Source organism: Tessaracoccus lapidicaptus (assembly GCF_001693815.1).
GTDB classification, from domain to species: Bacteria; Actinomycetota; Actinomycetes; order Propionibacteriales; family Propionibacteriaceae; genus Arachnia; species Arachnia lapidicapta.
Genome location: NZ_MBQD01000007.1, coordinates 21347 through 45842, shown reverse-complemented (window position 1 = coordinate 45842; position 24496 = coordinate 21347). Strand labels below are relative to the sequence as shown.

Annotated in this window: 28 protein-coding genes; 26 read left to right on the top strand and 2 right to left on the bottom strand. The window is 72.3% G+C overall.

Annotated features, from left to right (window positions below):
- The first annotated feature begins 385 nt into the window (after nucleotides 1-385).
- The 15 genes from BCR15_RS03015 to BCR15_RS02945 all read left to right on the top strand — a co-directional run bounded on the left by BCR15_RS03015 (nucleotide 386) and on the right by BCR15_RS02945 (nucleotide 13538).
- Nucleotides 386-1432: a hypothetical protein gene (locus BCR15_RS03015; RefSeq protein WP_176715178.1), complete on the top strand. Its 1047-nt coding sequence runs from the start codon at nucleotides 386-388 to the stop codon at nucleotides 1430-1432.
- Nucleotides 1390-2328 carry a tetratricopeptide repeat protein gene (locus BCR15_RS03010; RefSeq protein WP_068750305.1) on the top strand — a complete coding sequence of 313 codons (939 nt, stop codon included), beginning with the start codon at nucleotides 1390-1392 and terminating at the stop codon, nucleotides 2326-2328. Before BCR15_RS03015 ends, BCR15_RS03010 begins: the two co-directional genes overlap by 43 nt.
- Before the next feature lies 1 nt (nucleotide 2329).
- The gene (locus BCR15_RS03005) at nucleotides 2330-3319 is read left to right on the top strand and encodes an HAD-IIA family hydrolase (RefSeq protein WP_068750303.1); all 990 of its coding nucleotides are present in this window, start codon (nucleotides 2330-2332) and stop codon (nucleotides 3317-3319) included.
- Nucleotides 3316-3525: a hypothetical protein gene (locus BCR15_RS03000; RefSeq protein ID WP_068750301.1), complete on the top strand. Its 210-nt coding sequence runs from the start codon at nucleotides 3316-3318 to the stop codon at nucleotides 3523-3525. Before BCR15_RS03005 ends, BCR15_RS03000 begins: the two co-directional genes overlap by 4 nt.
- Nucleotides 3522-4238, top strand: coding sequence for a TlyA family RNA methyltransferase (locus tag BCR15_RS02995; RefSeq protein WP_068750300.1), 717 nt, complete (start codon nucleotides 3522-3524; stop codon nucleotides 4236-4238). The genes BCR15_RS03000 and BCR15_RS02995 overlap by 4 nt, the downstream gene beginning before the upstream one ends.
- Before the next feature lie 12 nt (nucleotides 4239-4250).
- Complete coding sequence (locus tag BCR15_RS02990; RefSeq protein ID WP_068750318.1) at nucleotides 4251-5147, top strand: NAD kinase; 897 nt, start codon at nucleotides 4251-4253, stop codon at nucleotides 5145-5147.
- Nucleotides 5147-6820, top strand: coding sequence for a DNA repair protein RecN (recN, locus tag BCR15_RS02985; protein ID WP_068750298.1), 1674 nt, complete (start codon nucleotides 5147-5149; stop codon nucleotides 6818-6820). The genes BCR15_RS02990 and recN overlap by 1 nt, the downstream gene beginning before the upstream one ends.
- Before the next feature lie 75 nt (nucleotides 6821-6895).
- Nucleotides 6896-8548: a CTP synthase gene (gene pyrG, locus BCR15_RS02980; protein WP_068750296.1), complete on the top strand. Its 1653-nt coding sequence runs from the start codon at nucleotides 6896-6898 to the stop codon at nucleotides 8546-8548.
- Nucleotides 8535-9155, top strand: coding sequence for an NUDIX domain-containing protein (locus tag BCR15_RS02975; protein ID WP_068750294.1), 621 nt, complete (start codon nucleotides 8535-8537; stop codon nucleotides 9153-9155). The genes pyrG and BCR15_RS02975 overlap by 14 nt, the downstream gene beginning before the upstream one ends.
- Complete coding sequence (gene xerD, locus BCR15_RS02970) at nucleotides 9152-10066, top strand: site-specific tyrosine recombinase XerD (RefSeq protein WP_068750292.1); 915 nt, start codon at nucleotides 9152-9154, stop codon at nucleotides 10064-10066. Before BCR15_RS02975 ends, xerD begins: the two co-directional genes overlap by 4 nt.
- A gap of 144 nt (nucleotides 10067-10210) precedes the next feature.
- Entirely contained in the window at nucleotides 10211-11050 is an 840-nt protein-coding gene (locus BCR15_RS02965; protein ID WP_078920399.1) for a ParA family protein, read from the top strand.
- On the top strand, nucleotides 11047-11388 hold the full coding sequence (locus BCR15_RS02960; protein WP_068750290.1) for a hypothetical protein: 342 nt from the start codon (nucleotides 11047-11049) through the stop codon (nucleotides 11386-11388). Before BCR15_RS02965 ends, BCR15_RS02960 begins: the two co-directional genes overlap by 4 nt.
- Nucleotides 11385-12212: a segregation and condensation protein A gene (locus tag BCR15_RS02955; protein WP_068750288.1), complete on the top strand. Its 828-nt coding sequence runs from the start codon at nucleotides 11385-11387 to the stop codon at nucleotides 12210-12212. Before BCR15_RS02960 ends, BCR15_RS02955 begins: the two co-directional genes overlap by 4 nt.
- Nucleotides 12209-12805, top strand: a complete 597-nt coding sequence (gene scpB, locus BCR15_RS02950) for an SMC-Scp complex subunit ScpB (protein WP_068750285.1) — start codon at nucleotides 12209-12211, stop codon at nucleotides 12803-12805. The genes BCR15_RS02955 and scpB overlap by 4 nt, the downstream gene beginning before the upstream one ends.
- Nucleotides 12798-13538 carry a pseudouridine synthase gene (locus BCR15_RS02945; protein WP_068750283.1) on the top strand — a complete coding sequence of 247 codons (741 nt, stop codon included), beginning with the start codon at nucleotides 12798-12800 and terminating at the stop codon, nucleotides 13536-13538. The genes scpB and BCR15_RS02945 overlap by 8 nt, the downstream gene beginning before the upstream one ends.
- Before the next feature lie 37 nt (nucleotides 13539-13575).
- Here BCR15_RS02945 and BCR15_RS14875 read toward each other — a convergent pair whose 3' ends face one another.
- The gene (locus tag BCR15_RS14875; protein WP_068750281.1) at nucleotides 13576-13788 is read right to left on the bottom strand and encodes a hypothetical protein; all 213 of its coding nucleotides are present in this window, start codon (nucleotides 13786-13788) and stop codon (nucleotides 13576-13578) included.
- Nucleotide 13789: 1 nt separating this feature from the next.
- On the opposite strand from BCR15_RS14875, the gene BCR15_RS02935 reads away from it, so the two are divergent.
- Nucleotides 13790-14584, top strand: a complete 795-nt coding sequence (locus tag BCR15_RS02935; RefSeq protein ID WP_176715177.1) for an FKBP-type peptidyl-prolyl cis-trans isomerase — start codon at nucleotides 13790-13792, stop codon at nucleotides 14582-14584.
- Here the strand turns inward: BCR15_RS02935 and gluQRS are convergent.
- Nucleotides 14568-15458 carry a tRNA glutamyl-Q(34) synthetase GluQRS gene (gluQRS, locus tag BCR15_RS02930; RefSeq protein ID WP_068750278.1) on the bottom strand — a complete coding sequence of 297 codons (891 nt, stop codon included), beginning with the start codon at nucleotides 15456-15458 and terminating at the stop codon, nucleotides 14568-14570. The genes BCR15_RS02935 and gluQRS overlap by 17 nt on opposite strands.
- Before the next feature lie 74 nt (nucleotides 15459-15532).
- On the opposite strand from gluQRS, the gene BCR15_RS02925 reads away from it, so the two are divergent.
- From BCR15_RS02925 to BCR15_RS14570, 10 genes are all read left to right on the top strand, one after another.
- Nucleotides 15533-16465, top strand: coding sequence for a helix-turn-helix transcriptional regulator (locus BCR15_RS02925; RefSeq protein WP_068750276.1), 933 nt, complete (start codon nucleotides 15533-15535; stop codon nucleotides 16463-16465).
- Entirely contained in the window at nucleotides 16462-17397 is a 936-nt protein-coding gene (locus BCR15_RS02920) for a WYL domain-containing protein (RefSeq protein ID WP_068750273.1), read from the top strand. Before BCR15_RS02925 ends, BCR15_RS02920 begins: the two co-directional genes overlap by 4 nt.
- Before the next feature lie 10 nt (nucleotides 17398-17407).
- A complete protein-coding gene (locus BCR15_RS02915; RefSeq protein ID WP_068750271.1) occupies nucleotides 17408-17596 on the top strand; it encodes a hypothetical protein in 189 nt (62 codons plus the stop codon).
- Between the two features lie 57 nt (nucleotides 17597-17653).
- Nucleotides 17654-17887, top strand: a complete 234-nt coding sequence (locus tag BCR15_RS02910; protein ID WP_068750269.1) for a twin-arginine translocase TatA/TatE family subunit — start codon at nucleotides 17654-17656, stop codon at nucleotides 17885-17887.
- Nucleotides 17888-17973: 86 nt separating this feature from the next.
- Nucleotides 17974-18762 carry a twin-arginine translocase subunit TatC gene (gene tatC / locus BCR15_RS02905; protein ID WP_078920397.1) on the top strand — a complete coding sequence of 263 codons (789 nt, stop codon included), beginning with the start codon at nucleotides 17974-17976 and terminating at the stop codon, nucleotides 18760-18762.
- Complete coding sequence (locus BCR15_RS02900) at nucleotides 18759-19673, top strand: diacylglycerol/lipid kinase family protein (RefSeq protein WP_176715176.1); 915 nt, start codon at nucleotides 18759-18761, stop codon at nucleotides 19671-19673. The genes tatC and BCR15_RS02900 overlap by 4 nt, the downstream gene beginning before the upstream one ends.
- Before the next feature lie 45 nt (nucleotides 19674-19718).
- On the top strand, nucleotides 19719-22481 hold the full coding sequence (locus BCR15_RS02895; RefSeq protein WP_141680012.1) for a DEAD/DEAH box helicase: 2763 nt from the start codon (nucleotides 19719-19721) through the stop codon (nucleotides 22479-22481).
- A gap of 10 nt (nucleotides 22482-22491) precedes the next feature.
- Nucleotides 22492-23253 (top strand): imidazole glycerol phosphate synthase subunit HisF, encoded by a 762-nt coding sequence (gene hisF, locus BCR15_RS02890; RefSeq protein WP_068750265.1) that lies wholly within the window; start codon nucleotides 22492-22494, stop codon nucleotides 23251-23253.
- An 8-nt stretch (nucleotides 23254-23261) separates the two neighbouring features.
- Nucleotides 23262-23660, top strand: coding sequence for an HIT family protein (locus tag BCR15_RS02885; protein WP_068750263.1), 399 nt, complete (start codon nucleotides 23262-23264; stop codon nucleotides 23658-23660).
- Between the two features lie 115 nt (nucleotides 23661-23775).
- Nucleotides 23776-24267: a hypothetical protein gene (locus BCR15_RS14570; protein WP_068750260.1), complete on the top strand. Its 492-nt coding sequence runs from the start codon at nucleotides 23776-23778 to the stop codon at nucleotides 24265-24267.
- Nucleotides 24268-24496 lie beyond the last annotated feature (229 nt).

Here is a 24496-nt window from a genome sequence, read left to right as displayed (position 1 = left end):
TTAAGCCTTTCAGCGCCGATGGTACTGCAGCGGGGACGCTGTGGGAGACTAGGACGCCGCCGGACACTTACTTGAATACAGCGAGGGGGAAGACACCCTGCCGGCCTGGCCGGTGTGTGTGTCTTCCTCCTCGCTTTTTTCATGCCCACACGCAGATGAGGGACCGGTCACCGCGCGCGTGTGCGGTCGGCAAGGCGTTGAACGCGCCGTCCCCCTCGCCGTGCCCGCGCCGTTTGGGTCCCGCGGCGATGTGCTGAGATGATGGTCGTTATGTCTAGCGATAACCGCACCCCGCGCCACGATCCTCGGGACGATCGGCGCGGCGGTCCCCGCCGTGAGGGCGGCCCCCGCTCGGGCGGAGACGATCGACGGCCGCGGCGCGATGATGACCGTCGCGGTCCGCGTCAGGAGGGTGAGCGTCGCCCGTGGGGTAACCGGGACGATAGCCGTGGCTCCGGCCCGCGCCGTGATGATGACCGTCGTGGTCCGCGTCAGGAGGGTGAGCGTCGCCCGTGGGGCAACCGCGATGACAATCGTGGTTCCGGTCCGCGTCGTGATGATGACCGTCGTGGTCCGCGTCAGGAGGGTGAGCGTCGCCCGTGGGGCAACCGCGATGACAATCGTGGCTCCGGTCCGCGCCGTGATGATGACCGTCGTGGTCCGCGTCAGGAGGGTGAGCGTCGCCCGTGGGGCAAGCGTGACGACAACCGTGGCTCCGGCCCTCGTCAGGAGGGTGAGCGTCGCCCGTGGGGTAACCGGGACGACAACCGTGGCTCCGGCCCTCGTCAGGAGGGTGAGCGTCGCCCGTGGGGCAAGCGTGACGACAGCCGTGGCTCCGGCCCGCGTCAGGACGGCGAGCGTCGCCCGTGGGGCAACCGCGACGATAGCCGTGGTTCCGGCCCCCGTCGTGATGATGACCGGCGTGGTCCGCGTCAGGAGGGTGAGCGTCGTCCGTGGGGTAACCGCGACGATAGCCGTGGATCTGGTCCCCGCCGTGATGATGACCGGCGTGGTCCGCGTCAGGAGGGTGAGCGTCGTCCGTGGGGTAACCGCGACGATAGCCGTGGATCTGGTCCCCGCCGTGATGATGACCGGCGTGGCCCGCGTCAGGAGGGCGAGCGTCGTCCGTGGGGTAACCGCGACGACAACCGTGGATCTGGTCCCCGCCGTGACGATGACCGCCGAGGCCCGCGCCGCGACGATGACCGGCGCGGTCCGCGTCAGGAGGGTGAGCGTCGCCCCTGGGGCAACCGCGACGACAACCGTGGCTCCGGCCCGCGTCGCGACGACGACCGCAGAGGCCCGCGCCGGGACGACAGGGGTCCGCGCACCGAGGAACAGCCCTACGTCCCGCATCCCGGCACCGCCCCCCGCGCGGACGAGCCCGACGTGCCGCAGGACTTCGTCGAGTCCCAGCTCCCGGCGGGCGTGAAGGCCGAGTTGCGCGGTCTGCCCAAGGAACTGGCCGAGATCGTCGGCGCCCACATCTGGGCCGCCGGACGCTACGTCGACGTCGACCCGGACCTGGCCTTCCGCCACGCCGAGGCCGCGCGCCGGAGGGCCGGTCGTCTGCCCATCGTCCGCGAGGCCGCCGCCGAGACGGCCTACGCCGCAGGCGAGTTCGCTGTGGCGCTGCGCGAGTTCCGGGCCATCCGTCGGCTCAGTGGCGGTGACGAGCTGATCCCCGTCATCGCGGACTGCGAGCGAGCTCTGGGGCGTCCCCGTGACGCACTGGAGGTCCTGGGCGAACTGTCGCCGACCACGAAGGACGTGTGGCTGCGGATCGAGTGCCTCCTCGTCGAGGCCGGCGTGCGCGCCGATCTCGGTCAGCGCGCCGAGGCCAAGCGGTTGCTGCAGGCGGCCATCAGCCGCCGCGTCGGCCCGCCGTTCGGACAGGCTCGGTTGCGCTACGCCTACGCCAACCTCCTGGAGGAGGACGGCGACCTGGCAGGCGCGCGGGAGTGGTTCACCTCGGCCGCGGCCCTCGATGAGAACGCCGAACTCGACATCTCCGACCGCCTCGCCACACTCGACGGCGTGGTCCTGCCCGACTTCCTCGACGAGGACGAGGACGAGGACGAGCCCATCGCCGAGGAGGCCGACGAGGCCGACGAGTCCACCGATGCTGAGGCCGGCGAGCCCATCGACGACGAGGGCGACGAGCCCACCGACGATGAGGCTGACGAGGACGATGAGTCCGACGTCGAGGCCGAGGCAGAGCCCGACGACGACGCGGACGGCCTTCCGGCCGACGATGACGAGCACGACGAGGATGCCGAACGCGCGTTCGACGCGCAGGCACCAGACAGCGACGAGGAGCAGCACTGACATGCGGGCACTGGCAGCCGACTACGACGCCGCCCTGTTCGACCTCGACGGGGTGATCTACCTCGGCCCCTACGCCGTCGACGGTGTGGCCGTGGCGCTCGAGGAGCTCCGCTCGCGCGGAACCCACCTCGGCTTCGTCACCAACAACGCCGCCCGCACGCCGGCCGCGGTCGCCGAGCACCTCACCGAGCTCGGAATCCGGGCGGATGCCGACGATGTGGTCAACTCGACCCAGGCCACGCTGCGCATGCTGGGCGCCGACCTCCCCGCGGGGGCGAGAATCCTCGCCGTCGGGACCGACGCCCTCGTGCAGCAGTTGAGCGAGGCCGGATTCACCGTCGTCGCATCCCTCGACGACGCGCCTGACGCGGTGGTGCAGGGCTACCACCCCACGATCGCGTGGCAGCGCCTCGAGGAGGCCGCCCTGGCGGTCCAGCGCGGCGCCGCCTGGTACGCCACGAACCCGGACCTCACCCGGCCCTCCGATCGTGGCATCGTGCCCGGACTGGGATCCCAGATCGCGGTCGTGCGGGCGTGTGTCGACGTCGACCCTCGAATCGCCGGCAAGCCGTACCGACCCCTGCTCGACGAGACAGTGCTGCGCCTGTCGGCGTCGCATCCCATCTTCGTGGGGGACCGCACCGACACCGACATCCTCGGGGCCAACAACGTCGGCATGGACTCGCTGTTCGTGTTCACCGGCGCGCACGGCAAGGCGGACCTGGCGGAGGCGGCCCCCGAGTACCGGCCGACCTACATCGGCTATGACGCGTCCGCGCTGCTCGAGCCCGCGCGGGAGGCCCACGTCAACGGCTCGCGCTTCGTGTGCGGGTACCAGGAGATCGATCTCACCGACGCCGGCGGCTTCCTCTCCACGCGGCCCGTCACGCGCGACGAGCAGCTCGACGCACTGTGGGCTGCGCTGCAGGCCCGCTGGCGCTACGGCGTCGACATCTCCGGCGTCCTGAACTCGCTCGACACCCTGCGATGACCGTCCCCACCCCCCGCAGCGCGGCCCCGTCGGACGTTAGGCGGATCCAGCTGGTCGAGGAGGTCGTGGCAGCCTTGGACGGCGTCGAGGACGCCCCTCTGGAGGCGCAGGTGGCACGTCTCGGGGAGGCACAGCGGGTGCTGGCCGCCATCCTCAACAACGATCCTGGGGTCGGGCAGCTGGGGATCCCCGGCGTCGCCCCGTGAGACTCGACCTGGCGCTCGTGGCGCGCGGCCTCGCCCGCTCCCGAGCCCAGGCTGCTGAGCTCATCGCCGCGGGCCGGGTGACCGTCAACGGGTCGGCCGCCTCGAAGGCCGCGCAGCGGGTGGCCGACCGGGACGACATCGCCGCCGACGTCGAGCCCTGGGTCTCGCGGGCCGCCCACAAGCTCATCGGAGCGCTCGAGTCGTCGGGCGTCCGTGTCGGCGGCCGCGTGCTCGACGCCGGGGCCTCCACCGGGGGATTCACCCAGGTGTGCCTGGCGCGGGGCGCCGAGGTGGTGTACGCCGTCGACGTCGGTCACGGCCAGCTCGCGGCTCCAGTCCGCGACGACCCGCGGGTGCGCGTCCACGAGGGGCTCAACCTGCGCGACCTCACCCTCGACCACCTCGACGGCGCACCCGTCAACCTCGTCGTCGGCGACGTCTCCTTCATCTCCCTGCGCCTCCTCCTCCCGCCCCTCCTGGCGGTCCTCACCGATGACGGCGCGGCGCTGCTGTTGGTCAAGCCGCAGTTCGAGGTCGGCCGGGAGGCACTCGGCGCCGGTGGCGTCGTCCGCGATGACGCGCTGAGGCGAGCGTGTGTCGACGCCGTGGTGGCCGACGCGAACCGCCTGGGCTGGCGCGAACGGTGGCGCGGCATCAGCGCCCTGCCCGGCGCCTCCGGCAACGTCGAGTACTTCGTGCATCTCACTCGGTAGGGTGGACGCGTGATGCAGCGAACCGTGGCCGTCCTGGTCCACCCCGAGCGCGACGAGGCGATCGAGAAGGCCACCCAGTTCATCGCGGACCTCCACGCCATGGGGTTCGGCTTCGTCGTGTTCCCCGGCGACCTGGAGCGCATCCGGGCCCGCGTCCCGGACGCGAAAGTGCACCCGCTGGATGGGACGCCCGCGGAGCTGGCCGTCGTCTTCGGCGGCGACGGCACGATCCTGCGTGCCGCGGAGTGGGCCATGCCCCTGGGCGTCCCGCTGCTCGGGGTCAACCTCGGCCACGTCGGCTTCCTGGCCGAACTCGAGCCCTCGGACATCCACGCGCTGCCCGGCGTCGTCGCGAACCGGCTCTACCTCGTCGAGGAGCGCCTCGCGCTCCAGGTGGAGGTCCGCGACCCCGATGGCCGGCTGACCTGGGTCTCGCACGCCGTCAACGAGGTGTCGCTGGAGAAGATCGCCCGCGAGCGCATGCTGAACGTCCTGGTCAGCGTCGACGACCGTCCGCTGTCGCGGTGGGGCTGTGACGGGGTCCTCGTCTCGACCCCCACGGGATCGACCGCCTACGGCTTCTCGGCGGGCGGGCCGGTGATCTGGCCCGACGTCCAGGCCATCCTGGTCGTCCCGCTCGCCGCGCACGCCCTCTTCAACCGACCCATGGTCCTCAGCCCCTCGTCCGAGGTGCGGCTGGAACTCCCCGACGGCGCCCGCACCCCGGGCATCCTGTGGTGCGACGGGCGCCGGAGCCATGACCTGGCGCCGGGGGAGTGGATCAGCGTGCGCTCCCACCAGCATCAGGTCAGGATCGCCCGCATCGGTGAGCAGCCGTTCACGACCCGACTCGTGAAGAAGTTCGCGCTCCCCGTCGACGGCTGGCGGCACCGCCGCAGCGAGCGCTGATGCTCGCCTCCCTCCGCCTGACGGCCTTCGGGGTCGTCGACGAGGCGGACCTCGAACTCGGGCCCGGGCTCACGGCCCTGACGGGCGAGACCGGAGCCGGCAAGACCATGCTCGTCGCCGGCCTGGGCCACCTACTCGGCACCCGCGCCGACTCCGGCATCGTGCGCCGCGGCAGGGACCGGGCAGTCGTCGAGGGCCGCTGGGTGCTGCCCGGCCACCTGGTCGACCGGGTCCGCGAGCTGGGCGGCGAGGCGGACGACGACGAGGTCGTCACGCTGCGCCAGGTGTCACAGCAGGGCCGCTCCCGGGCCGTCGTCGGTGGCGCGGGGGTGCCGGTGGCGACGCTGGCGGCCCTCCTCGGGGAGGTCGCCACGATCCACGGCCAGTCCGGGCAGATGCGGCTGTCCACTCCCGAACGCCAACGCGAGGTCCTCGACCAGCACGCCCGGCCGGCGAGGCTCGAGCCCTACCGCGCGGCGTACGCCGAGCGTCGCGCGGCCGAGGCGGAATTGGCCGCGCTGCGGGCGGCCGCCATCGAACGGGCGCGCGAGGAGGATCTGCTGCGGTTCGGGCTCGCCGAGATCGACGCCGTGGAGCCCGTCTCTGGCGAGGACGATGCGCTGGCCGCGGAGCAGGCCCGGCTCAGCGACCTCGACGACCTCCGCGCCCTCGCGGCCGCCGCGCAGACCGCGCTGAGCGGCTCCGAATCCGACTTCGACCTGCCCAGCGCCGTGGCGCTCATCGGGCAGACCCGCAAGACCCTGGCGACGCTGGCCGACCGCGACGACGCCGCCGCGCCGCTCGCCGCCCGCTCCGTCGAGGCAGCCATGCTCGTCACGGACCTCGCGGCTGATGTCGCGGGCTACCTCGACGACCTCGTCGCGGACCCGTTGCGCCTCGAGGCAGTCGGGCAGCGCCGCGCCCAGCTCGCCGGGCTCACCCGCAAGTACGGTGCCACGATCGACGATGTGCTGGCCTGGGCGGACGACGCCCGCTCCCGCCTCGAGGCGCTCACCGGTAGCGACGCCCGCATCGACGAGCTCGCCGGACGGGTCGCGGCGCTGGACCGGCAGCTCGCAGCCGACGCCGCGGACATCTCGACGGCCCGCCGGGCGGCGGCGCTCGACCTCGAAGCGCGCGTCAAGGCGGAACTCGCCGCGCTCGCCATGCCGCACGCCCAGCTGCGCTTCGCCATCGACGAGGCCCCCCTCGGACCCCACGGCGCCGACCGCATCGAGCTGCTGTTCTCGGCCAACCCCGGCTCCGCGCCCGCGCCCCTGGCGAAGGTGGCCTCCGGCGGTGAGCTGTCGCGCGTCAGGCTCGCCCTCGAGGTGGTGCTCGCGGACGACTCGGCCGGCCACACGTTCGTGTTCGACGAGGTCGACGCGGGTGTCGGCGGCGCCGTCGGCGTGGAGATCGGGCGGCGGCTGCAGCGGCTCGCCGCCGTGTCCCAGGTCATCGTCGTGACGCACCTGGCCCAAGTGGCCGCGTTCGCCGACCGGCACTTCGTCGTGCACAAGGCCTCCGACGGCCAGGTGACGACCTCCGGCGTGCGGGCGCTCGACGACGAGGAGCGGGCCGCCGAACTGGCCCGGATGATGGGCGGCGACGCGGCATCGGCGTCCGGCCTGGAGCACGCCGCCGAGCTGCTGGCGCGCGCCCGCCGCGCCTGAGCCGGGTGTTACGGTCTCGTTTCGGGCACGGCGCGCCGGGGCACCGCCCGCCGCCGCGCCATAGGCTGGAGTTCCGTGGACAACTCGAAGATCACCAAGCACGTGTTCGTGACCGGGGGCGTCGTCTCCTCGCTCGGCAAGGGACTGACCGCCTCGAGCCTGGGAAACCTGCTCGTCGCCCGCGGACTGCGCGTCACCATGCAGAAGCTCGACCCGTACCTCAACGTCGATCCCGGCACCATGAACCCCTTCCAGCACGGTGAGGTGTTCGTCACCGAGGACGGGGCGGAGACGGACCTCGACATCGGCCACTACGAGCGCTTCCTCGACGTCGATCTGAGCGGCGACGCCAACGTCACCACCGGCAAGGTCTACTCCACGGTCATCGCGAAGGAACGCCGCGGCGACTACCTCGGCGACACCGTCCAGGTGATCCCGCACATCACCGGTGAGATCCGTGACCGCATGATGGCGATGGAGGCCGACGGGGTCGACGTCGTCATCCACGAGATCGGCGGCACGGTCGGCGACATCGAATCCCTGCCCTTCCTGGAGGCCGCCCGCCAGGTGCGCCACGAGATCGGCCGCGCCAACGTCTTCTTCCTGCACGTCTCCCTCGTGCCGTACATCAAGCCGTCGGGCGAGATGAAGACCAAGCCCACGCAGCACTCGGTCGCCGCGCTGCGCCAGGTCGGCATCCAGCCGGACGCCATCGTGTGCCGATCCGAGAAGCCCATCTCCGAGGGCCTCAAGCGCAAGATCGCCCTGATGTGCGACGTCGACGAGGAGGCGGTCGTCAGCTGCCCCGACGCCCCGAGCATCTACGCCATCCCGAGGGTGCTGCATGGCGAGGGCCTCGACGCCTACGTCGTGCGCCGGCTCAACCTCAGCTTCCGCGACGTCAACTGGCGGGCCTGGGACGACCTGCTCGACCGCGTCGAGCACCCGAAGCACCACGTCACGGTCGCGCTCGTCGGCAAGTACATCGACCTGCCGGACGCCTACCTGTCGGTCTCGGAGGCACTGCGCGCCGCCGGATTCGCCCACCGCGCCCGCGTCCACATCCGGTGGGTGCCGTCCGACGACTGCGCGACCCCCGACGGCGCCGCCGGGCGCTTGGGCGACGTCGACGCCGTGTGCGTCCCCGGCGGCTTCGGCATCCGCGGCGTCGAGGGCAAGCTCGGCGCCCTCACCTATGCCCGCGACCACGGAATCCCCACGCTCGGCCTGTGCCTCGGTCTGCAGTGCATGGTCATCGAGGCGGCCCGCAACCTCGCCGGTATCCCTGACGCCGCTTCCAGCGAGTTCGACCCCCACACGCCCGACCCCGTCGTCGCGACGATGGCGGAACAGGTCGACATCGTCGGCGGCGGCGGCGACCTCGGCGGCACCATGCGGCTGGGGTCCTACCCGGCGACGCTGACCGAGGGCAGCCAGGTGGCGCGCGCCTACGGCGCCACGCACGTCACGGAGCGGCACCGCCACCGCTACGAGGTCAACAACGCCTACCGCGACCGGCTCGCCGCGGCCGGGCTGGTCATCTCCGGCACCTCGCCCGACGGGGCCCTCGTCGAGTTCGTCGAGCTCCCCGCCGACGTCCACCCGTACTACGTTGGGACCCAGGCCCACCCCGAGCTGAAGTCCCGACCCACGCGGCCGCATCCGCTGTTCGCGGGCCTGATCGCGGCGGCCATCACCCGACAGGAGGGCGCCCATGGTGACCGATGAACCGATGAGCTGGCCGGTCCGGTCGCGCAAGGTCCTCGGCGAGGGCCGCGTCTCCGCGTTCGTCGACGAGGAGATCGAGACCCCGTCAGGGGACCTCATCGCGCGTCAATACCTCACGCACCCGGGTGCCGTCGCCGTCGTGGCCTGGGACGAGGAGGCCGACCGGATCGCCGTACTGCGCCAGTACCGGCACCCCGTGCGCATGGAGCTGGTCGAGATCCCGGCCGGGCTCCTCGACCTCGACGGGGAGTCGTGGGTGACCGCCGCGCAGCGGGAACTCGCGGAGGAGGCCGAGCTCGCCGCCGACCGCTGGGACGTACTCGTCGACATGTGCACCACGCCCGGCGCCTGCGAGGAGTCCCTGCGGATCTTCCTCGCCCGCGACCTGCGCCCCGCCTCCCGCCCGGACGGCTTCGTGCTGGAGGGGGAGGAGGCCCATATGAGCTGGGACTGGGTGGACCGGGGCGAGTTGGTGGCCGCCATCCTCGACGGCCGCTGCCAGAGCCCCACCCTCGTGGCGGGGGTGCTCGCGCTCGAGACGAGCCGCCTGGCCGGGCGGCTCCAGGGCCTGCGGTCCCCGGACGCAGACTGGCCCATCCGGCGGTGACCGGCGTCGCGGACGCGGTCGCGCAGTACCTGGACCACGTGCGGGCCGAGCGTGGGCTGGCCGCCAACACCGTGGCCGCCTACCGCCGCGACCTCGCCCGCTACACCGGCTTCCTCGCCGACCGCGGCGTCACCGACCTCGACGACGTCACGCCGGTCGACGTCACCGAGTTCGTGCGCCACCTCAGCGCCACGCAGGCCCGGTCGTCGGTTGCCCGGCAGGTGGTGAGCGTCCGCACCCTGCACCGCTTCGCCGCGGCGGAGGGCCTGGCCCCGGGCAACCCGGCGGTCGACGTCTCCCCGCCGAAGCTGACCCAGCGACTGCCCAAGGCCCTCACCGTCGATGAGGTGACGCGCATGCTCGACGCGCCGGACCGCGACGACGTCGTCGGCCTGCGCGACGCGGCGCTGCTCGAGCTGCTCTACGGCACCGGCGCCCGCGTCTCCGAGGTGTGCGGGCTCGACGTCGACGAGGTGTCGACGGCCCTCGCGGACCGCGATGCCGGCCTGCTCCTGCGCGGCAAGGGCGGTAAGGAACGGATGGTGCCGCTCGGCAGCTACGCGGCGACGGCCGTCGAGGCCTATCTTGTGCGCGCCCGGCCGGCGCTCGCCGCGGCGGCCGCGCGGCACGATCCCGCGCTGCTGCTCAATCAGCGGGGGCGACGCCTGAGCCGCCAGTCGGCCTGGGCCGTCCTCCAGCAGGCGGCGCGGGCCGCCGGCCTCACCGTCGAGGTATCCCCGCACTCGCTGCGTCACTCCTTCGCGACCCACCTGCTCGACGGCGGCGCGGACCTGCGCGCCGTCCAGGAACTGCTCGGCCACGCCTCGGTCGCCACCACGCAGATCTACACCCTGGTGACCATCGAGCACCTCCGCGAGGTGCATGCGGCGGCGCACCCCCGTGCCCGGTGACCACGGCGAACGTAGTGCGGGCATACTAGGGTGGTTCGCACCCGAGACGAGGAGGCCCAGGTGGCGGAAGACGGGCTGTTCGACGAGCCACGGTTCAGCGTCCCGGACGCGCCGGAGTCGTCCACCCTCGTGGACACCGGCGTCATGGGGCCGACGGGCCGCCCCCTACCCGACTTCCCCGAGCCGCCCCCCGTGGCGCCCGGACGCAAGCGCGCCACCATCATCTCGCTGTGCAACCAGAAGGGGGGCGTGGGCAAGACCACGACCACCATCAACCTGGGCGCCGCGCTGGCCGAGCTGGGGCGCCGCGTGCTCCTGGTCGACTTCGACCCCCAGGGGTCGCTGTCCGTGGGGCTCGGTGTCAACCCGCACACGCTCGACACCTCGATCTACAACCTGCTCCTGACGCGCGGCGTGGACCCGCACGACGTCATCACCCCCACCTCGGTCGACGGCCTCGACGTGCTGCCCAGCAACATCGACCTGTCTGCGGCCGAGGTGCAGCTGGTGAGCGAGGTGGCCCGCGAACAGACCCTGTCGCGGGTCCTGTCGAAGCTGCGCGGCGACTACGACTTCATCCTCATCGACTGCGCGCCCAGCCTGGGCCTGCTCACCATCAACGCCCTGACGGCCAGCGACCACGTCATCATCCCGTTGGAGTGCGAGTTCTTCGCGCTGCGCGGCGTGGCGCTGCTCACCGACACCATCGGCAAGGTGCAGGACCGGCTCAACCCGGACCTCGAACTGCTGGGCATCCTGGGCACCATGTACGACTCGCGCACCCTCCACAGCCGCGAGGTCCTGGAGCGCGTCGTGCAGGCGTTCGGCGAGGACGTGTTCCACACGGTGATCCGCCGCACCATCAAGTTCCCCGAGACGACGGTGGCGGGCGAGCCCATCACCACGTACGCCTCGGCGTCCCCCGGCGCCGACGCCTTCCGCCAGCTGGCCCGGGAGGTGCTGCTCAGATGCCAGGACCGGTGAACCGGCGCGCCTCGCTGCCCGGCGCCTCCGAGCTGTTCCGGCCCACCCGCCAGCCCGCCCCCGTCGAGGCCCGGCCCGCCGAGCCGTCGCCGGACGCCGCCGAGCCGGCCCAGCCGGCACCGACGGGCCGCGTCCGCCACACCCAGAAGATCACGGTCTACTTCAGCGACGACGAGCTGCTGGCCCTCGAGGACGCCAACCTGGACCTGCGCCGCGCGCACGGCATCCGCGTCGACCGCGGTCGCATCGTCCGCGTGGCCGTGGCGCGCGCCGTGGCCGACCTCGCCGCGAACGGGGCGGACAGCTTCCTGGTCAGCGAGCTCACCGAGCGGCAGTGAGCCGCTCCCGCTCCTCGGAGCGCCCCGACGCCGTCGCGGGCTTCGAGGTGCGCCTCACGAACTTCGAGGGCCCGTTCGACCTGCTGCTGCAGCTCATCACGCGCCGCGAGCTCGACATCACCGAGGTGGCGCTCAGCCAGGTGACCGACGAGTTCATCGCCTACGTCAAGGTCGGCGGCGAGGTGTGGGACCTGGACAAGACGAGCGCGTTCCTGGTGGTCGCCTCCACGCTGCTGGACCTCAAGGCCGCCCGGCTGCTTCCGGGAGGCGAGGTGACCGATCCCGAGGACATCGCCGCGCTGGAGGCCCGCGACCTGCTGTTCGCGCGGCTCCTGCAGTACCGGGCGTTCAAGCAGGTGGCCGCGTGGATCGAGGCGACCATGACCGCGGCGGAGACCACGCACTGGCGGCCGGGCGGGCTGGAGGAGCAGTTCCGCGCGGTCATGCCAGAGGTGGAGCTGCCGCTCACGCCCGAGGACGTCGCCCGGCTCGCTGCGGCCGCGATGGCGCCGCGGCCCGAGCCCGTCGTCGAACTGACCCATCTGCACGGCGGCTCGGTCAGCCTCGCCGATGAGGTCGCCCACATCGCGGACCGGCTGCGCCGCGGAGGCGGCGCCACCTTCCGGTCCCTCGTCGATGGCTGCGACAGGCTCACGGTGGTGGTGCGCTTCCTGGCGGTGCTCGAGCTCTTCCGCGCCCGGCAGGTGGCCCTGGAACAGCTGACCCCGCTCGGCGAGCTCACCGTGCGCTGGACGGCCGGCGACGAGCGAACCGCGGACGTCGTCGACGACTACGGCCCCCAACCGGAACTGGAGGACACATGAGTCTGATCCCCGCCCTCGAGGCCATGCTCCTCATGGCCACCGAGCCGGTGGCGGCCGCGGACCTCGCGGCGGCGTTGGACGCGCCGCTGCCCGAGGTCGAGCGGGAGCTCGCGGCCATCGCGGACTTCTACGACGAGCACGGCCGCGGCATCCGCCTGCGCGCCGTGGCCGGGGGATGGCGCTTCGCCACCGACCCCGCGGTCGCGGACGTCCTCGAGGCCTGGCTCGTGTCCGACCAGCGGTCCCGGCTCACGCAGGCCGCGCTGGAGACGCTGTCGGTCATCGCCTATCTGCAGCCCGTGTCGCGCGGCCGGGTGGCGGCGGTGCGCGGCGTCAACGTCGACGGCGTCGTCAAGACGCTGCTGGTCCGCGGGCTGATCACGGAGGCGGGGGAGGACCCCGTCACGGGCGCCGTGACGTTCGGCACGACCCCGCTGTTCCTGCAGAAGCTGGGCCTGAACTCGCTGCGGGAACTGCCCGACCTGGCACCGCTCCTGCCCGACGCCGTAGCCTTGGAGGCTGAGCTCGGTCAGATGGCCGCGGCGGAGGCGGCGGAAGCCGCCCAGGTGACGAAGGAGACGAGCGATGGCTGACGACGAGACCGAGGGCATCCGCCTGCAGAAGGTGCTGGCCTCAGCCGGGATCGCCTCGCGGCGCGCCAGCGAGATCCTCATCGACGAGGGGCGGGTCGAGGTCAACGGCCAGGTCGTGACCGAGCAGGGCCGCCGGGTCAACCCCGAGACCGACCACATCCGCGTCGACGGCGCCCGCATCCCGCCGCCGCGCCGCCACCTGTACCTGGTGCTGAACAAGCCCCGGGGCGTCGTGTCGACCATGGAGGACCCGGAGGGGCGCCGGACGCTGGCGGACTACCTGCCGCGCACCAAGGAGCGGCTGTTCCACGTCGGACGCCTCGACACCGAGACCGAGGGCCTCATCGTCCTGACCAACGACGGCGACTTCGCGCACCGGCTCGCCCACCCCAGCTACGAGGTCCCCAAGACCTACGTCGTCCAGGCGGCCGGCGTCATGGACAACCGCACGCTCAAGCGGCTCGAGAAGGGCGTGACGCTCGAGGACGGGCCGGTCAAGCCGGACAAGGTCAAGCTGATCTCCCGCGCCGCCGACCGCACGATGGTCTCGGTCACGCTGCACGAGGGCCGCAACCGCGTGGTGCGCCGCATGTTCGACGCCGTCGGGCATCCGGTCGACCGGCTGTCGCGCACGGGCATCGGCCCGATCCGGCTCGGGAATCTGCGCTCCGGCGAGACGCGCGACCTCACCCGCGAGGAGCTCGGCGCGCTGCTCGACCTGGTCCAGCTGTAGGTCCTTTGGGGCCCTGGGCTAGCATTCCGGGCGTGACTCACTCCGCCCGTACGCTCCGCCGAGCCTTGGCCGGCGCGGCCGCCGTGTCCCTGATCGCCCTGTCCGCCTGCTCGGACGCCGACGAGACGGCCTCGCCGAGCGCGTCGCCGTCGGTGTCCGCATCGCCCTCGGCCAGCGGGAGCGCCAGCCCGAGCGTCAGCCCCAGCCCGGCGCAGTCGGTGAGCCCGTCGCCGGACCTCAGCCTGGTCACGGTGAGCGACGGCGAGACCCCCGAGGTCACGGTGCCCGCGCCGTGGGGCATCGCGTCGACGCAGTCGAAGGTCCTCAGGCCGGGTGGCGAGCAGTTGCTCACCGAGTCCTCGGTGGTGACGATCAACTACGTCGGCGTCAACGGCACCACGGCCGAGATCTTCGACAGCTCCTACGAGCGCGGCGAGCCGGCCACCTTCCCGCTGCAGGGCGTCGTGCCGGGCTTCCAGAAGGGGCTCGAGGGCCAGGCCGTCGGGTCCCGGGTGCTCATCGGGATGCCCAGCGAGGATGGCTACCCTGACGGCACGCCCGACGGCAGCATCCAGGCGGGCGACAGCATCGTGTTCGTGGTCGACATCCTGTCGGCCAACTTCGACGACGCCACCGGCGAGACCGTCGCGCCCGCCGCGGGCCTGCCGACCTTGACGATGACCGACGGCAAGCCGGAGGTCGCGGTGCCCGCAGGCACCGCCGCCCCCACCACCTTGACGGTGCAGCCGCTCATCAAGGGCCCCGGCGCCCCCGTGACCGCGGAGTCGACTATCCAGGTCCGCTACCGGGCGTGGACGTACGACGGCACGCTGTGGCAGGACGCGTGGCAGCCGCAGGAGGGCCCCGTCGCCGACCTCATCGCGGGCTGGAGCGAGGGTCTCATCGGGCAGACCGCCGGATCGCGCGTCCTGCTCGTCGTTCCCCCGGACAAGGCGTACCCGGACGGCCTGCCGCAGGCCACCCCGTCGCTGGCCCCCGGTCAGACGCTCATCTACGTCATCGACCTGCTCAACGTGACGGGCTGAGCGTCCCCTCGGACCACACCGCGCCTTCGACGAAGCGCTGGTCGCCTGGCATGGCGGCCAGCGCTTCGTCCATGCTCCGGCACGGACCCAGCCCCAGCGACGACGCGAGCAGCGCCACCGCCTCCGCCGGTTCCAGGCCCAGATCGTTGGGCGTCACGGCGCCGTCGCGCTTGGCGAGGCGCTCGCCGCGGGGATTGACCACCAGGCCGATGTGGGCGTACCTCGAGGGGGAGCCGCCCAGCTGCCGGGTGAGCCACGCCTGGCGCGGCGCTGACTCCAGCAGGTCCACGCCGCGGGTGATGTGCGTCACCCCCATGTCGATGTCGTCGACGACCACGGCCAGGTTGTACGCGAACTGTCCGTCGTTGCGGACCAGCACGAAGTCGTCGACCGGGCCCGTCACCTCGCCGGCCGTGGCGTCGATGACCGTGAACTCCGCACCACCGGAGTCCACCCGGATCGCGGGCGGCCGCTCGTCCCTGCGCCGGGACCGCTCGGCGCCGGATAGCCCGCGGCAGGTGCCCGGGTACGGGCGATAGCCGCCGTGCGGAGCCGAGGACGCCTCCGCGATCTCCCGACGCGTGCAGAAGCACTCGTACGTGGGCAGGGACGCCACCGCGGCCCGGTACAGCTCCAGCCGCTCGGACTGCCGCACCACCTCGCCGTCCCACTCGAGCCCCAGCCGACGCAGCGCGTCCAGCTGGCGGCGCTCCGTCCCGTCCGCCGCCCGGACCCGCGCCCTGTCCAGGTCCTCCACCCGCATCAGCCAGCGCCCGCCCTCGCGGCGCGCCAGCAGCCAGCCCGCCATGGCGGTGCGCAGGTTGCCCAGGTGCAGGTCCGACGTCGGACTGGGCGCGTAGCGGTCGATGTGCATGGCGCCCATGCTGCCACCGGGCGGGTCGCCGCCGCACGGCGGCAGGTGCGGATACCCTGACCGTCGGAGGTGTCATGTCGGCGAGGAAATCCGAACGGCTGCTGAACCTGCTCATTGCGCTGCTCAGCACCCGGCGCTACCTGACCAAGCACGAACTGCGGGAGATGATCGAGGGCTACCGCGGCGGGACGGTGGCGTCGTTCGAGCGCCAGTTCGAACGCGACAAGGAGGAGCTGCGCCAGCTCGGCGTGCCCATCGAGACCGGCGCCAACACCGCGGACACGGACGAGGAATACGGCTACCGCATCAACCGCGCCGACTTCGAGCTGCCTCCGCTGGCGTTCAGTGCCGAGGAACTGGCCGCGCTCGGCGTCGCGGCCCAGGTGTGGCAGGACAGCGTCGCCGCGACACACACGGCGCAGGCGATCGAGGCGCTGCAGGCCGGGGGAGCGGCACCGGACCCGGCGCTGCTGCCGACGGTGCACCCCCGCATCGCCGTGCGCGACGCGAACTTCGAGGCGGCCTACGAGGCGGTGACGACGCGCCGCGAGCTGAGCTTCGGCTACGCCGGCCGCCCGCGTCGCGTCCAGCCGTGGAAACTCATCCAGCGCCGGGGTCAGTGGTACGTGTTCGGCCTGGACCCCGACCGCGGGGAGGATCGCTTCTTCAAGTTGTCGCGCTTCACCGCCGCGGCCGAGCCGACCGGACGGGTGGGCGCCGTCGTCGTGCCGGACGACGCCGACGAGCGGGCGGCCCGGCTCGAACCCGTCGTGGGCGTCGAGGCCGTGGTGGCCCTGCGCGACGGCGTGCCGCACAGCTGGCCCGAGGCCGAGCCCGCCGACTGGGCCGGCCCGCTGCCCGCGGGATTCACGGCCCACCGGGTGCGGCAGGGCAACGAGGACCTCGTCATCGACGAGGTGGCGGCCGCGGGGGCCGACGCGATCCTGCTCGCCCCCGAGGACCTGCGCCGCCGACTGATCGCGAGACTGAGGGGGATGGCCGGATGAGATCCGAAGCCCAGGTCGCGCGCCTGCTGCGCCTCGTGCCCTACCTGACCGCCCACCAGGGCGTCACGGTCACCGAGACCGCGTCGGTCTTCGGGACCACGCCGCGCCAGATCCTCAAGGACCTCGAGGTGCTGCAGTTCTGCGGCCTGCCCGGCGGCCTCTACGACGACCTGTTCGACGTCGACATCGAGGGCGCCCGCGAGGACGGTCACATCTTCTTCCGCAACGCCGACGTCCTGGCGCGGCCGCTGCGGCTCCGGCCGGCGGAGGCGGCGGGACTCCTCGCCGCGCTGCGCGTCGTGGTGGAAGTGGCCGGGGAATCCGCCGCGGCCCGCTCGGCGCTCGACAAGCTCGAGGCCGCCGTCGGACGCGAGGGGGACCGGCTAACCGTTGCCCTCGCCGCCGGGGACGCGGGCCACAGGGCCGTCCTGCGCGCGGCGGTCGCGGCCGGCACGGCGGTCGTGCTGCGCTACCGGACTCCCGGGCGTCCGGGGGTGTCGGAGGCGGTCGTCGAGCCCGCGCGGCTCCACGTGGTCGACGGTTACACCTACCTGGACGCGTGGAGCCGGGTGCGGGGCGCGTGGCGCTCGTTCCGGCTGGACCGCGTAGAGGCGGTGGAGGCCACCACCGAGCCGGCGGGCGAGCACGGCGATCCGCCCGCGGGCTGGTTCGAGGACGCTCCCGTGCATCTCACACTGCTGCTCGACCCGTCCGCCCGCTGGGTGAGCGAGTACTACCCGACCACCGCCGTCGCCGAGAGACCCGAGGGGCTGAGCGTGACGTTCCCCGTCGCCTCCACCGACTGGGCCACCTCGCTGCTGCTGCGCCTGGGCGGCCGGGTGCGGGCGGTCTCGGATCCCGCGATCGAGGCGGCCGCCCGCTCCCGGGCCGCGGCCGCACTGGCGCACTATCCCGAAGACTTGCTGGGGTAGCATCGCCCTCGTGATCTGGGTAGTCGTTGCCATCCTCGCCGTCGCGCTTGCCGGAGCCGCGGCGCTGGCGGTGTACGCGGCGTCGCTCAGGCACAAGGTCGAGGACGTCGCCGCCGAGCTGGCCGTCCTGGCCGGGCACGGCGCCCAGGCGCGCGCCCTGGTCGAGCGCCTGGAGCTCGACCGTCTCCGGCGCCACTAGACTGGTCCATGCCACCGCAGCGGCGCGGCCACTGCCGACGAAAGGTTCACGAGTCACATGCCTACGCTTCTCTTCACCCTCGGCGGGATGGAATGGGTCATCATCCTCATCGTCGCCCTCCTGCTGTTCGGCGGCTCCCGCCTCGCCGGCCTCGGCAAGGGCGTCGGCCGCTCGATCCGTGAGTTCAAGGAAGAGGTCAAGAGCGTCGACGAGCCCCGTCGCCAGGACGAGGTCGTCGACGCCGAGATCGTCCAGCCCGAGATCGACCGCAAGAACAACCCCGAGCGCTGAGCGTGTCCGCCGCCCCCACTGAACCGGTCGCCAAGCCCGGCCGTTTCTCGTGGTTGCGGCCCCCGCAGGGCGGGCCCGACGGGACGATGTCGCTGACGGATCACCTGCGGGAGCTGCGCTACCGCGTGACCATCGCCTCGTTCGCGATCGCGCTCGCCTCGATCGCCTGCATCTTCTTCTACCGCGAGCTCATCGAGGTCATCATGGCGCCGTACTACGCGGCCGTCGAAGAGCTCAAGCAGTCCCGGCCGGACGCCCAGACCCTCATCGTCAACGACGGGGTTGTCTCCCCGTTCACGCTCGCCGTGATCGCCTGCGTGTCGGGCGGCATCGTGCTGTCGAGCCCCGTGTGGCTGTACCAGGTGTGGGCGTTCATCGCGCCCGGCCTCCTGTCGAAGGAGAAGCGCTACGCCCTGGCGTTCATCGGTGCCGCCGTGCCCCTGTTCCTGTCCGGGGCGGCGCTGGGCTACCTCGTATGGCCCAAGGGCATCAGCGTCCTGCTGAGCTTCACGCCAGAGGACATGGACATCGTCAACCTGCTCGAGATGAGCAGCTTCCTCGGCATGGAGCTGAAGGTCATCCTGGTGTTCGGGATCTCCTTCCTGCTGCCGGTGGTCCTGGTGGCGCTCAACATGGCGGGCGTCGTGCGCGGCTACCAGCTCAAGCGGGCCCGCAAGTTCGTCCTCTTCGGCAGCGTCGTGTTCGCCGCCATCGCGACCCCGTCGACTGACCCCTTCTCCATGCTCGCGCTGGCCGTGCCGCTGTCGGTGATGTTCTTCATCGCCGAGTTGATCTGCCGGTCGATGGACCGCAAGCGCGGCATCACCGAGGAGACCGCCGCCGAGTTCGCCGTCGACCTGGACGACGGCAAGTGAGCTACGAGCTGGCCAAGCGGCGGCTGGTCACCGTCGTCTGCAACGAGGCGTCGGGTGGCGGTCGCGCGGGGCGGGTGCTGCCGAAGGTCGCCCGCCGTCTGCACGAGGGCCTCCACGACGCGGAGCTGCATGTGGTGACGTCGCGCTCCTACGAGGACGCCCGCGACCTCACGCGCGCCGCCGCGCTGACGGCGCGCGACGGCGACATCGTCGCGGTCATGGGCGGCGACGGCATGGCCCACCTGGGGCTCAACGCCTGCGCCGACACCGAGGCCACGCTGGCCATCATCCCGGCCGGGACCGGCAACGACTTCGCCCGCGGCGCCGGTGTGCCGGGGTCCGTGATGGAGGCCGTCGAGGCGCTCGTCGGCCGCCGCACCCGGGTCATGGACCTGGCCCACCTCACCAACGCCGCCGGCGGGAGGTACGTCGGCGCCGTTGTCTCCAGCGGCTACGACGCGCGCGTCAACCGCGCCACCAACGACATCCGGCTGCGGCTCGGGCCGCTCAGCTACGGCTACATCGCGCTGCGAGAGCTGGCGCACTTCGAGCCGCTGCACTACCGGCTCACCCTCGACGGCGAGACGCGCGAGCTGGACGCCATGCTCGTGGCGGTGTGCAACACCGGCGTCTTCGGCGGCGGCATGCGCATCGCGCCGGACGCGGACGCCGCGGACGGTCTCCTCGACGTCACCATCATCCACAAGGCCTCCCGCGCCACGCTGCTGAGGCTCCTGCCACAGGTGTACACCGGCGGCTTCGTCCGCTCGCCCCTGGTGGAGCGCGTCCGGGCGCGCACCGTCCGGATCGACGGCGACGACCTGTTCCTCATGGGCGACGGCGAGGAGATGGGCGAGGTCCCCGGGCGCGTCGAGTGCCGCCCCGGCGTGCTGCGCCTCATCGTCGCCTGACCCAAGTCCGCCGGCGCCTTCCGGCGCGGCTGCTAGGTTGGATTGGTGAGCACAGAGGCCCTTTCCGACGACGTGCGCGAGTTCGCCGAGCTCTACCCGTTCGGGCTCGACGACTACCAGCTTGAGGCCTGCCACGAGCTCGCCCAGGGCCGTGGCGTGCTCGTCGCCGCGCCGACGGGCTCCGGCAAGACGGTCGTGGGGGAGTTCGCCGTCCACCTCGCGACGGGGCGCTCACGCAAGTGCTTCTACACCACGCCCATCAAGGCGCTCTCGAACCAGAAGTACCACGACCTGGTCGACCGCTACGGACCTGACCGCGTCGGGCTCCTCACCGGCGACACCTCGGTCAACGCCGAGGCCCAGATCGTCGTGATGACCACCGAGGTCCTGCGCAACATGATCTACGCGGCCTCGCCGACGCTCGGCAACCTGGGCTACGTCGTCATGGACGAGGTGCACTACCTGGCCGACCGCTTCCGCGGCGCGGTCTGGGAGGAGGTCATCCTGGGCCTGGCCGAGTCGGTGCAGATCGTCGCGCTGTCGGCGACCGTCAGCAACGTCGAGGACTTCGGCGAGTGGCTGCGCACGGTCCGCGGGGAGTTCTCCGTGGTGGTGTCCGAGCGCCGCCCCGTGCCACTGTTCCAGCACGTGCTCGTCGGCCGCCGGCTGGTGGATCTCTTCGAGGGCGTCGCGCCCACCGCGCAGGAGGTACCGGCCGAGCGGATGGCGAAGGTCAACCGCGAGCTGCTCCAGGTCAGCAAGGCGGAGGCGTCGCGCGTGCGCGACGACTCGCGCCGTCCCCGCGGCCGCAGCGGCCGCGGCAAGGACCGGCCGGGGCAGGGATCGGGACAGTTCGGCGGCGCCGCCCACTCCCGCTTCGCGGGCCGGCCCACCAGCCGCGGCGAGGTCGCCGTCGTGCTGGACCGCGCCGAGCTCCTGCCGGCGATCTACTTCATCTTCTCGCGCGTCGGCTGCGACGCCGCCGTCGGCCAGGTCTACAACGCGGGCATCACGCTGACCTCCCGCGCCGAGGCCGCGCAGCTGGGGCGGATCGCGGACAAGCACGTCGCGGGACTGAGCGTCGCGGATCTGGAGGCCCTGCGGTTCGAGGACTTCCGCGACGCGCTCATGGCGGGTGTCGCGGCGCATCACGCCGGCCAGCTGCCCGCGTTCAAGGCCATCGTCGAGGAGAGCTTCGCCACGGGCGCGCTCAAGATCGTCTTCGCCACCGAGACGCTGGCGCTGGGCATCAACATGCCGGCCCGGACCGTGGTGCTGGAGAAGCTCGTCAAGTACAACGGCGAGAGCCACGTCGACATCACCCCGGGCGAGTACACGCAGCTGACGGGCCGCGCCGGGCGCCGCGGCATCGACATCGAGGGCCACGCCGTCGTCCTGTGGCAGTCGGGGATGGACCCGCGGGCGGTCGCGGGTCTCGCGTCGCGGCGCACGTATCCGCTGCGGTCCAGCTTCGCGCCCACGTACAACATGGCGGTCAACCTCATGGCCACCCTGGGCCGCGAACGGGCCCGGGACCTGCTCAACCAGTCCTTCGCCCAGTTCCAGACCGACAAGTCCGTCGTGACGGCGGCCCGCACCGGGCGACGGTTCACGGCGGACCTGCGCGCCGCCGTCGAGGCCGCACAGTGCCACCTGGGCGACTTCATGGAGTACGCGCAGCTGCGCGAGCGCATCGCGCAACTGGAGGCCACGTCGTCGAGGGCCCGCAAGGCCCAGCACGCCGAGGCCGTGTCCGACAGCCTCGGCGCACTGACTCCCGGCGACGTCATCCACCTGCCGCGGCAGGAATGGGTGGTGGTGCTGCGCACCGGGCGGAAGAACCACCGCGACGCCGAGCCGTGGGCCCAGGTCATCGCCGGCGATCACACGGTGCTCAAGCTCCAGCCGCATGACCTGCGCGGCCCGGTAGAGCCGGTCGGCCGGGTCCGGATCCCCAAGGACTTCTCGCTGCGCGAGCGCCGCGACCGCCGGGCGCTGCTGGCGGCGATGTCGGCCAAGCTCGAGGAACTCGATCCGGCGGTGCCGGACCTGACGGTCCCGACCGACGACGACGTCGCCCGCGAGATCGCCGATCTCAGGGCAGACCTGGCCGCGCACCCCTGCCACGAGTGCCCGGACCGCGAGCTGCACGCGGTCGAGGCCGCCCGGGCCCTGCGGTTGGAGCGGGAGGCGAAACGGGTCGAGGTCGACGCCGTCGCCCGCGCGAACTCGCTGGCCGTCCAGTTCGACCGCATCACCGCGGTCCTCGAGGAGCTCGGCTACCTCGACGGCGACGTCCTCACCGACGCGGGCCGCATGCTGCGGCGCATCTACAACGAACTGGATCTCGTCGCGGCCGAGTGCGTGCGCCGCGACGTCTTCGCCGACCTCACCCCGCCGCAGCTGGCGGCGGTGCTGTCGACGCTGCTGTACGAGTCGCGGCCGACCCGCGACGCCGTGGCACCCCGCATGCCCGACGCGGCCTCCGAGCGGGCCCAGTCCGAGCTCCGGTCCGTCTGGCGCGAGGTCGGCCTCCTCGAGCGCAAGCACCGCATCGACCGCGGACGCGAGCCCGACATCGGCTTCGCGGAGGCCGCCTGGCGGTGGGCGAGCGGGCAGGATCTGGCCAAGGTGCTGCTGCACACCGGGCTGTCGGCCGGCGACTTCGTCCGCTGGGTGCGCCAGGTGATCGACCTCGCCGGGCAGCTCGCGGCCGCCGCCGGGCCGGGCGACCTGCGCCGGACCTGCCTCATCGCGGCCGATGAGATGCGCCGCGGCGTGGTGGCGGCGGATCTGACCGAGGACTAGGTTGGCGCGCATGGCCGTAGCACTGCGCGTGATCCCCTGCCTGGACGTCCACGACGGCCGGGTCGTCAAGGGCGTCAACTTCCGGTCGCTGCGCGACGCGGGTGACCCCGTCGAGCTGGCCGCGAAGTACTCGGCGGAGGGCGCCGACGAGTTGACGTTCCTCGACATCTCCGCGTCGTCGGACGGTCGGGCCACGACCCGCGACATGGTCGCCCGCTGTGCGGAGACCGTGTTCATCCCGCTGACCGTGGGGGGCGGCGTGCGGGAGGTGGCCGACGTCGACCGCCTGCTGCGCAGCGGCGCGGACAAGGTCGGCATCAACACGGGCGCCCTCGCGCGCCCGGCGGTCATCGACGAGATCTCACGGACGTTCGGCGACCAGGTCCTCGTTCTGTCCGTCGATGCCCGCCGTGAGGAGGGCATGCCGTCGGGTTTCGGCGTCACGACCCACGGGGGCCGCCGCTCCGCCGGGGTCGACGCCATCGAATGGGCCCGCGAGGCGTGCGCGCGGGGGGTGGGCGAGATCCTGCTCAACTCGATGGACGCCGACGGGACCACCGACGGCTTCGACCTGGAGATGATCCGGGCCGTGCGCGAGGTGGTCGACGTGCCTCTCATCGCGTCCGGGGGAGCGGGGCGCATCGAGCACTTCGTGGCGGCCGCCCGGGCCGGGGCCGACGCCGTGCTCGCCGCCAGCGTCTTCCACTACCGCACCCTCAGCATCGACGAGGTAAAGACCGGTCTGCGGGAGGCCGGGTTCGAAGTCCGCTAGGAGGAACCATGGACTGTCTCTTCTGCGCCATCGTCGCCGGGGACATCCCGGCACGGCGCATCTACGAGGACGAGGTCGCGATCGCGTTCCTCGACATCCATCCCTGGCAGGAGGGGCACACGCTCGTGGTGCCGCGCCGGCACTCCGTCGACGCGCTGGCCGACGACGAGGCACTCGCCGAGATCGCTCCGGCGGTGGCACGGGTGGGCCGCCTCCTCAAGGAGCGACTGGGGGCGCAGGCGTGCAACATCTTGTCCAACGCGGGCCCCGTGTCGGGCCAGGAGGTCCTTCACACCCACGTCCACGTGCTGCCCCGCTACGCCGACAACCCGGGCATCACGGGCATGCGCGGCCCGGTCGACAGCGATCTCGATGCGGTCGAGGAGCGGCTGCGGCGGGCACCCTAACCCATACCCCCGCAGGGCTTAATACCACCCCCCGGTAATGGGTATACCGAGGAGGTCTAGATTGGTCTGCATCGGGACGTGGACGCGTCCGCAACAGATACAGAAAGGGACCTCAATGAAGGCCACCAAGATCGTCGGCATCGTGTCGATCGTCGCCGGGATCGTCATGATCATCGCCGGCGCCCTCGTGTGGGGCACCGTCTCCTCGCAGCTCAAGGCTGAGAACATCACCGTTCCGGCCGACTCCACCTTCATGGGTGGGGCCTACGCCGGCAAGCAGGTCGCCGGGCCGCTCAGCGCCTACGCGCAGGCGGACATCATCAACACCCACGCCCTCGCCGGTGCCGACGGCAAGACCTACGCCGAACTCGGCGCCCTGGCCCGCGAGGCCAAGGAGGCGGGCGACGAGGCCGCGGCCGAGGAGTACACCGCGCAGCGGACCACGGCCATGAACGGCTCCTTCCTGCGCGCGTCGCTGTTCACCTCGGTCGTGTCCTACGGCGTCGCCGCCCTGGTCATCGGCCTGGGCTTCCTGTTCGGCCTCATCGGCTGGGCGCTGACCACCATCAAGACGGTCGGGACCACCCCTGTGGCGGACCGCGTCTGAGCACCACCTCTGAAGGCGGCGGGTCGGGTTTCCCGGCCCGCCGTCTTACATGTCGGGACCAGGTGCGGCGGTGCTTGACACGACGGGGCGGAGCCACGAAGGTTGTCGCATGCCCATCACCCGGCTCGTAGTCATTCCATAAGCGCTTCGGCCCGCAGACGAACCGAAGCGCTCCCTCGTGTGCCCATTCCGGGCAACGGGGGTTTTTTCATGGCACACGACAGCCGGC

Bases quoted from the DNA above. Each gene is read 5' to 3' on its own strand.
- BCR15_RS03015 (WP_176715178.1), top strand. From the start codon at position 386: ATGACCGTCGCGGTCCGCGTCAGGAGGGTGAGCGTCGCCCGTGGGGTA.
- BCR15_RS03005 (WP_068750303.1), top strand. From the start codon at position 2,330: ATGCGGGCACTGGCAGCCGACTACGACGCCGCCCTGTTCGACCTCGAC.
- BCR15_RS03000 (WP_068750301.1), top strand. From the start codon at position 3,316: ATGACCGTCCCCACCCCCCGCAGCGCGGCCCCGTCGGACGTTAGGCGG.
- BCR15_RS02990 (WP_068750318.1), top strand. From the start codon at position 4,251: ATGCAGCGAACCGTGGCCGTCCTGGTCCACCCCGAGCGCGACGAGGCG.
- recN (WP_068750298.1), top strand. From the start codon at position 5,147: ATGCTCGCCTCCCTCCGCCTGACGGCCTTCGGGGTCGTCGACGAGGCG.
- BCR15_RS02975 (WP_068750294.1), top strand. From the start codon at position 8,535: ATGGTGACCGATGAACCGATGAGCTGGCCGGTCCGGTCGCGCAAGGTC.
- BCR15_RS02965 (WP_078920399.1), top strand. From the start codon at position 10,211: ATGGGGCCGACGGGCCGCCCCCTACCCGACTTCCCCGAGCCGCCCCCC.
- scpB (WP_068750285.1), top strand. From the start codon at position 12,209: ATGAGTCTGATCCCCGCCCTCGAGGCCATGCTCCTCATGGCCACCGAG.
- BCR15_RS02945 (WP_068750283.1), top strand. From the start codon at position 12,798: ATGGCTGACGACGAGACCGAGGGCATCCGCCTGCAGAAGGTGCTGGCC.
- gluQRS (WP_068750278.1), bottom strand. From the start codon at position 15,458: ATGCACATCGACCGCTACGCGCCCAGTCCGACGTCGGACCTGCACCTG.
- BCR15_RS02925 (WP_068750276.1), top strand. From the start codon at position 15,533: ATGTCGGCGAGGAAATCCGAACGGCTGCTGAACCTGCTCATTGCGCTG.
- BCR15_RS02920 (WP_068750273.1), top strand. From the start codon at position 16,462: ATGAGATCCGAAGCCCAGGTCGCGCGCCTGCTGCGCCTCGTGCCCTAC.
- BCR15_RS02910 (WP_068750269.1), top strand. From the start codon at position 17,654: ATGCCTACGCTTCTCTTCACCCTCGGCGGGATGGAATGGGTCATCATC.
- tatC (WP_078920397.1), top strand. From the start codon at position 17,974: ATGTCGCTGACGGATCACCTGCGGGAGCTGCGCTACCGCGTGACCATC.
- hisF (WP_068750265.1), top strand. From the start codon at position 22,492: ATGGCCGTAGCACTGCGCGTGATCCCCTGCCTGGACGTCCACGACGGC.
- BCR15_RS02885 (WP_068750263.1), top strand. From the start codon at position 23,262: ATGGACTGTCTCTTCTGCGCCATCGTCGCCGGGGACATCCCGGCACGG.
- BCR15_RS14570 (WP_068750260.1), top strand. From the start codon at position 23,776: ATGAAGGCCACCAAGATCGTCGGCATCGTGTCGATCGTCGCCGGGATC.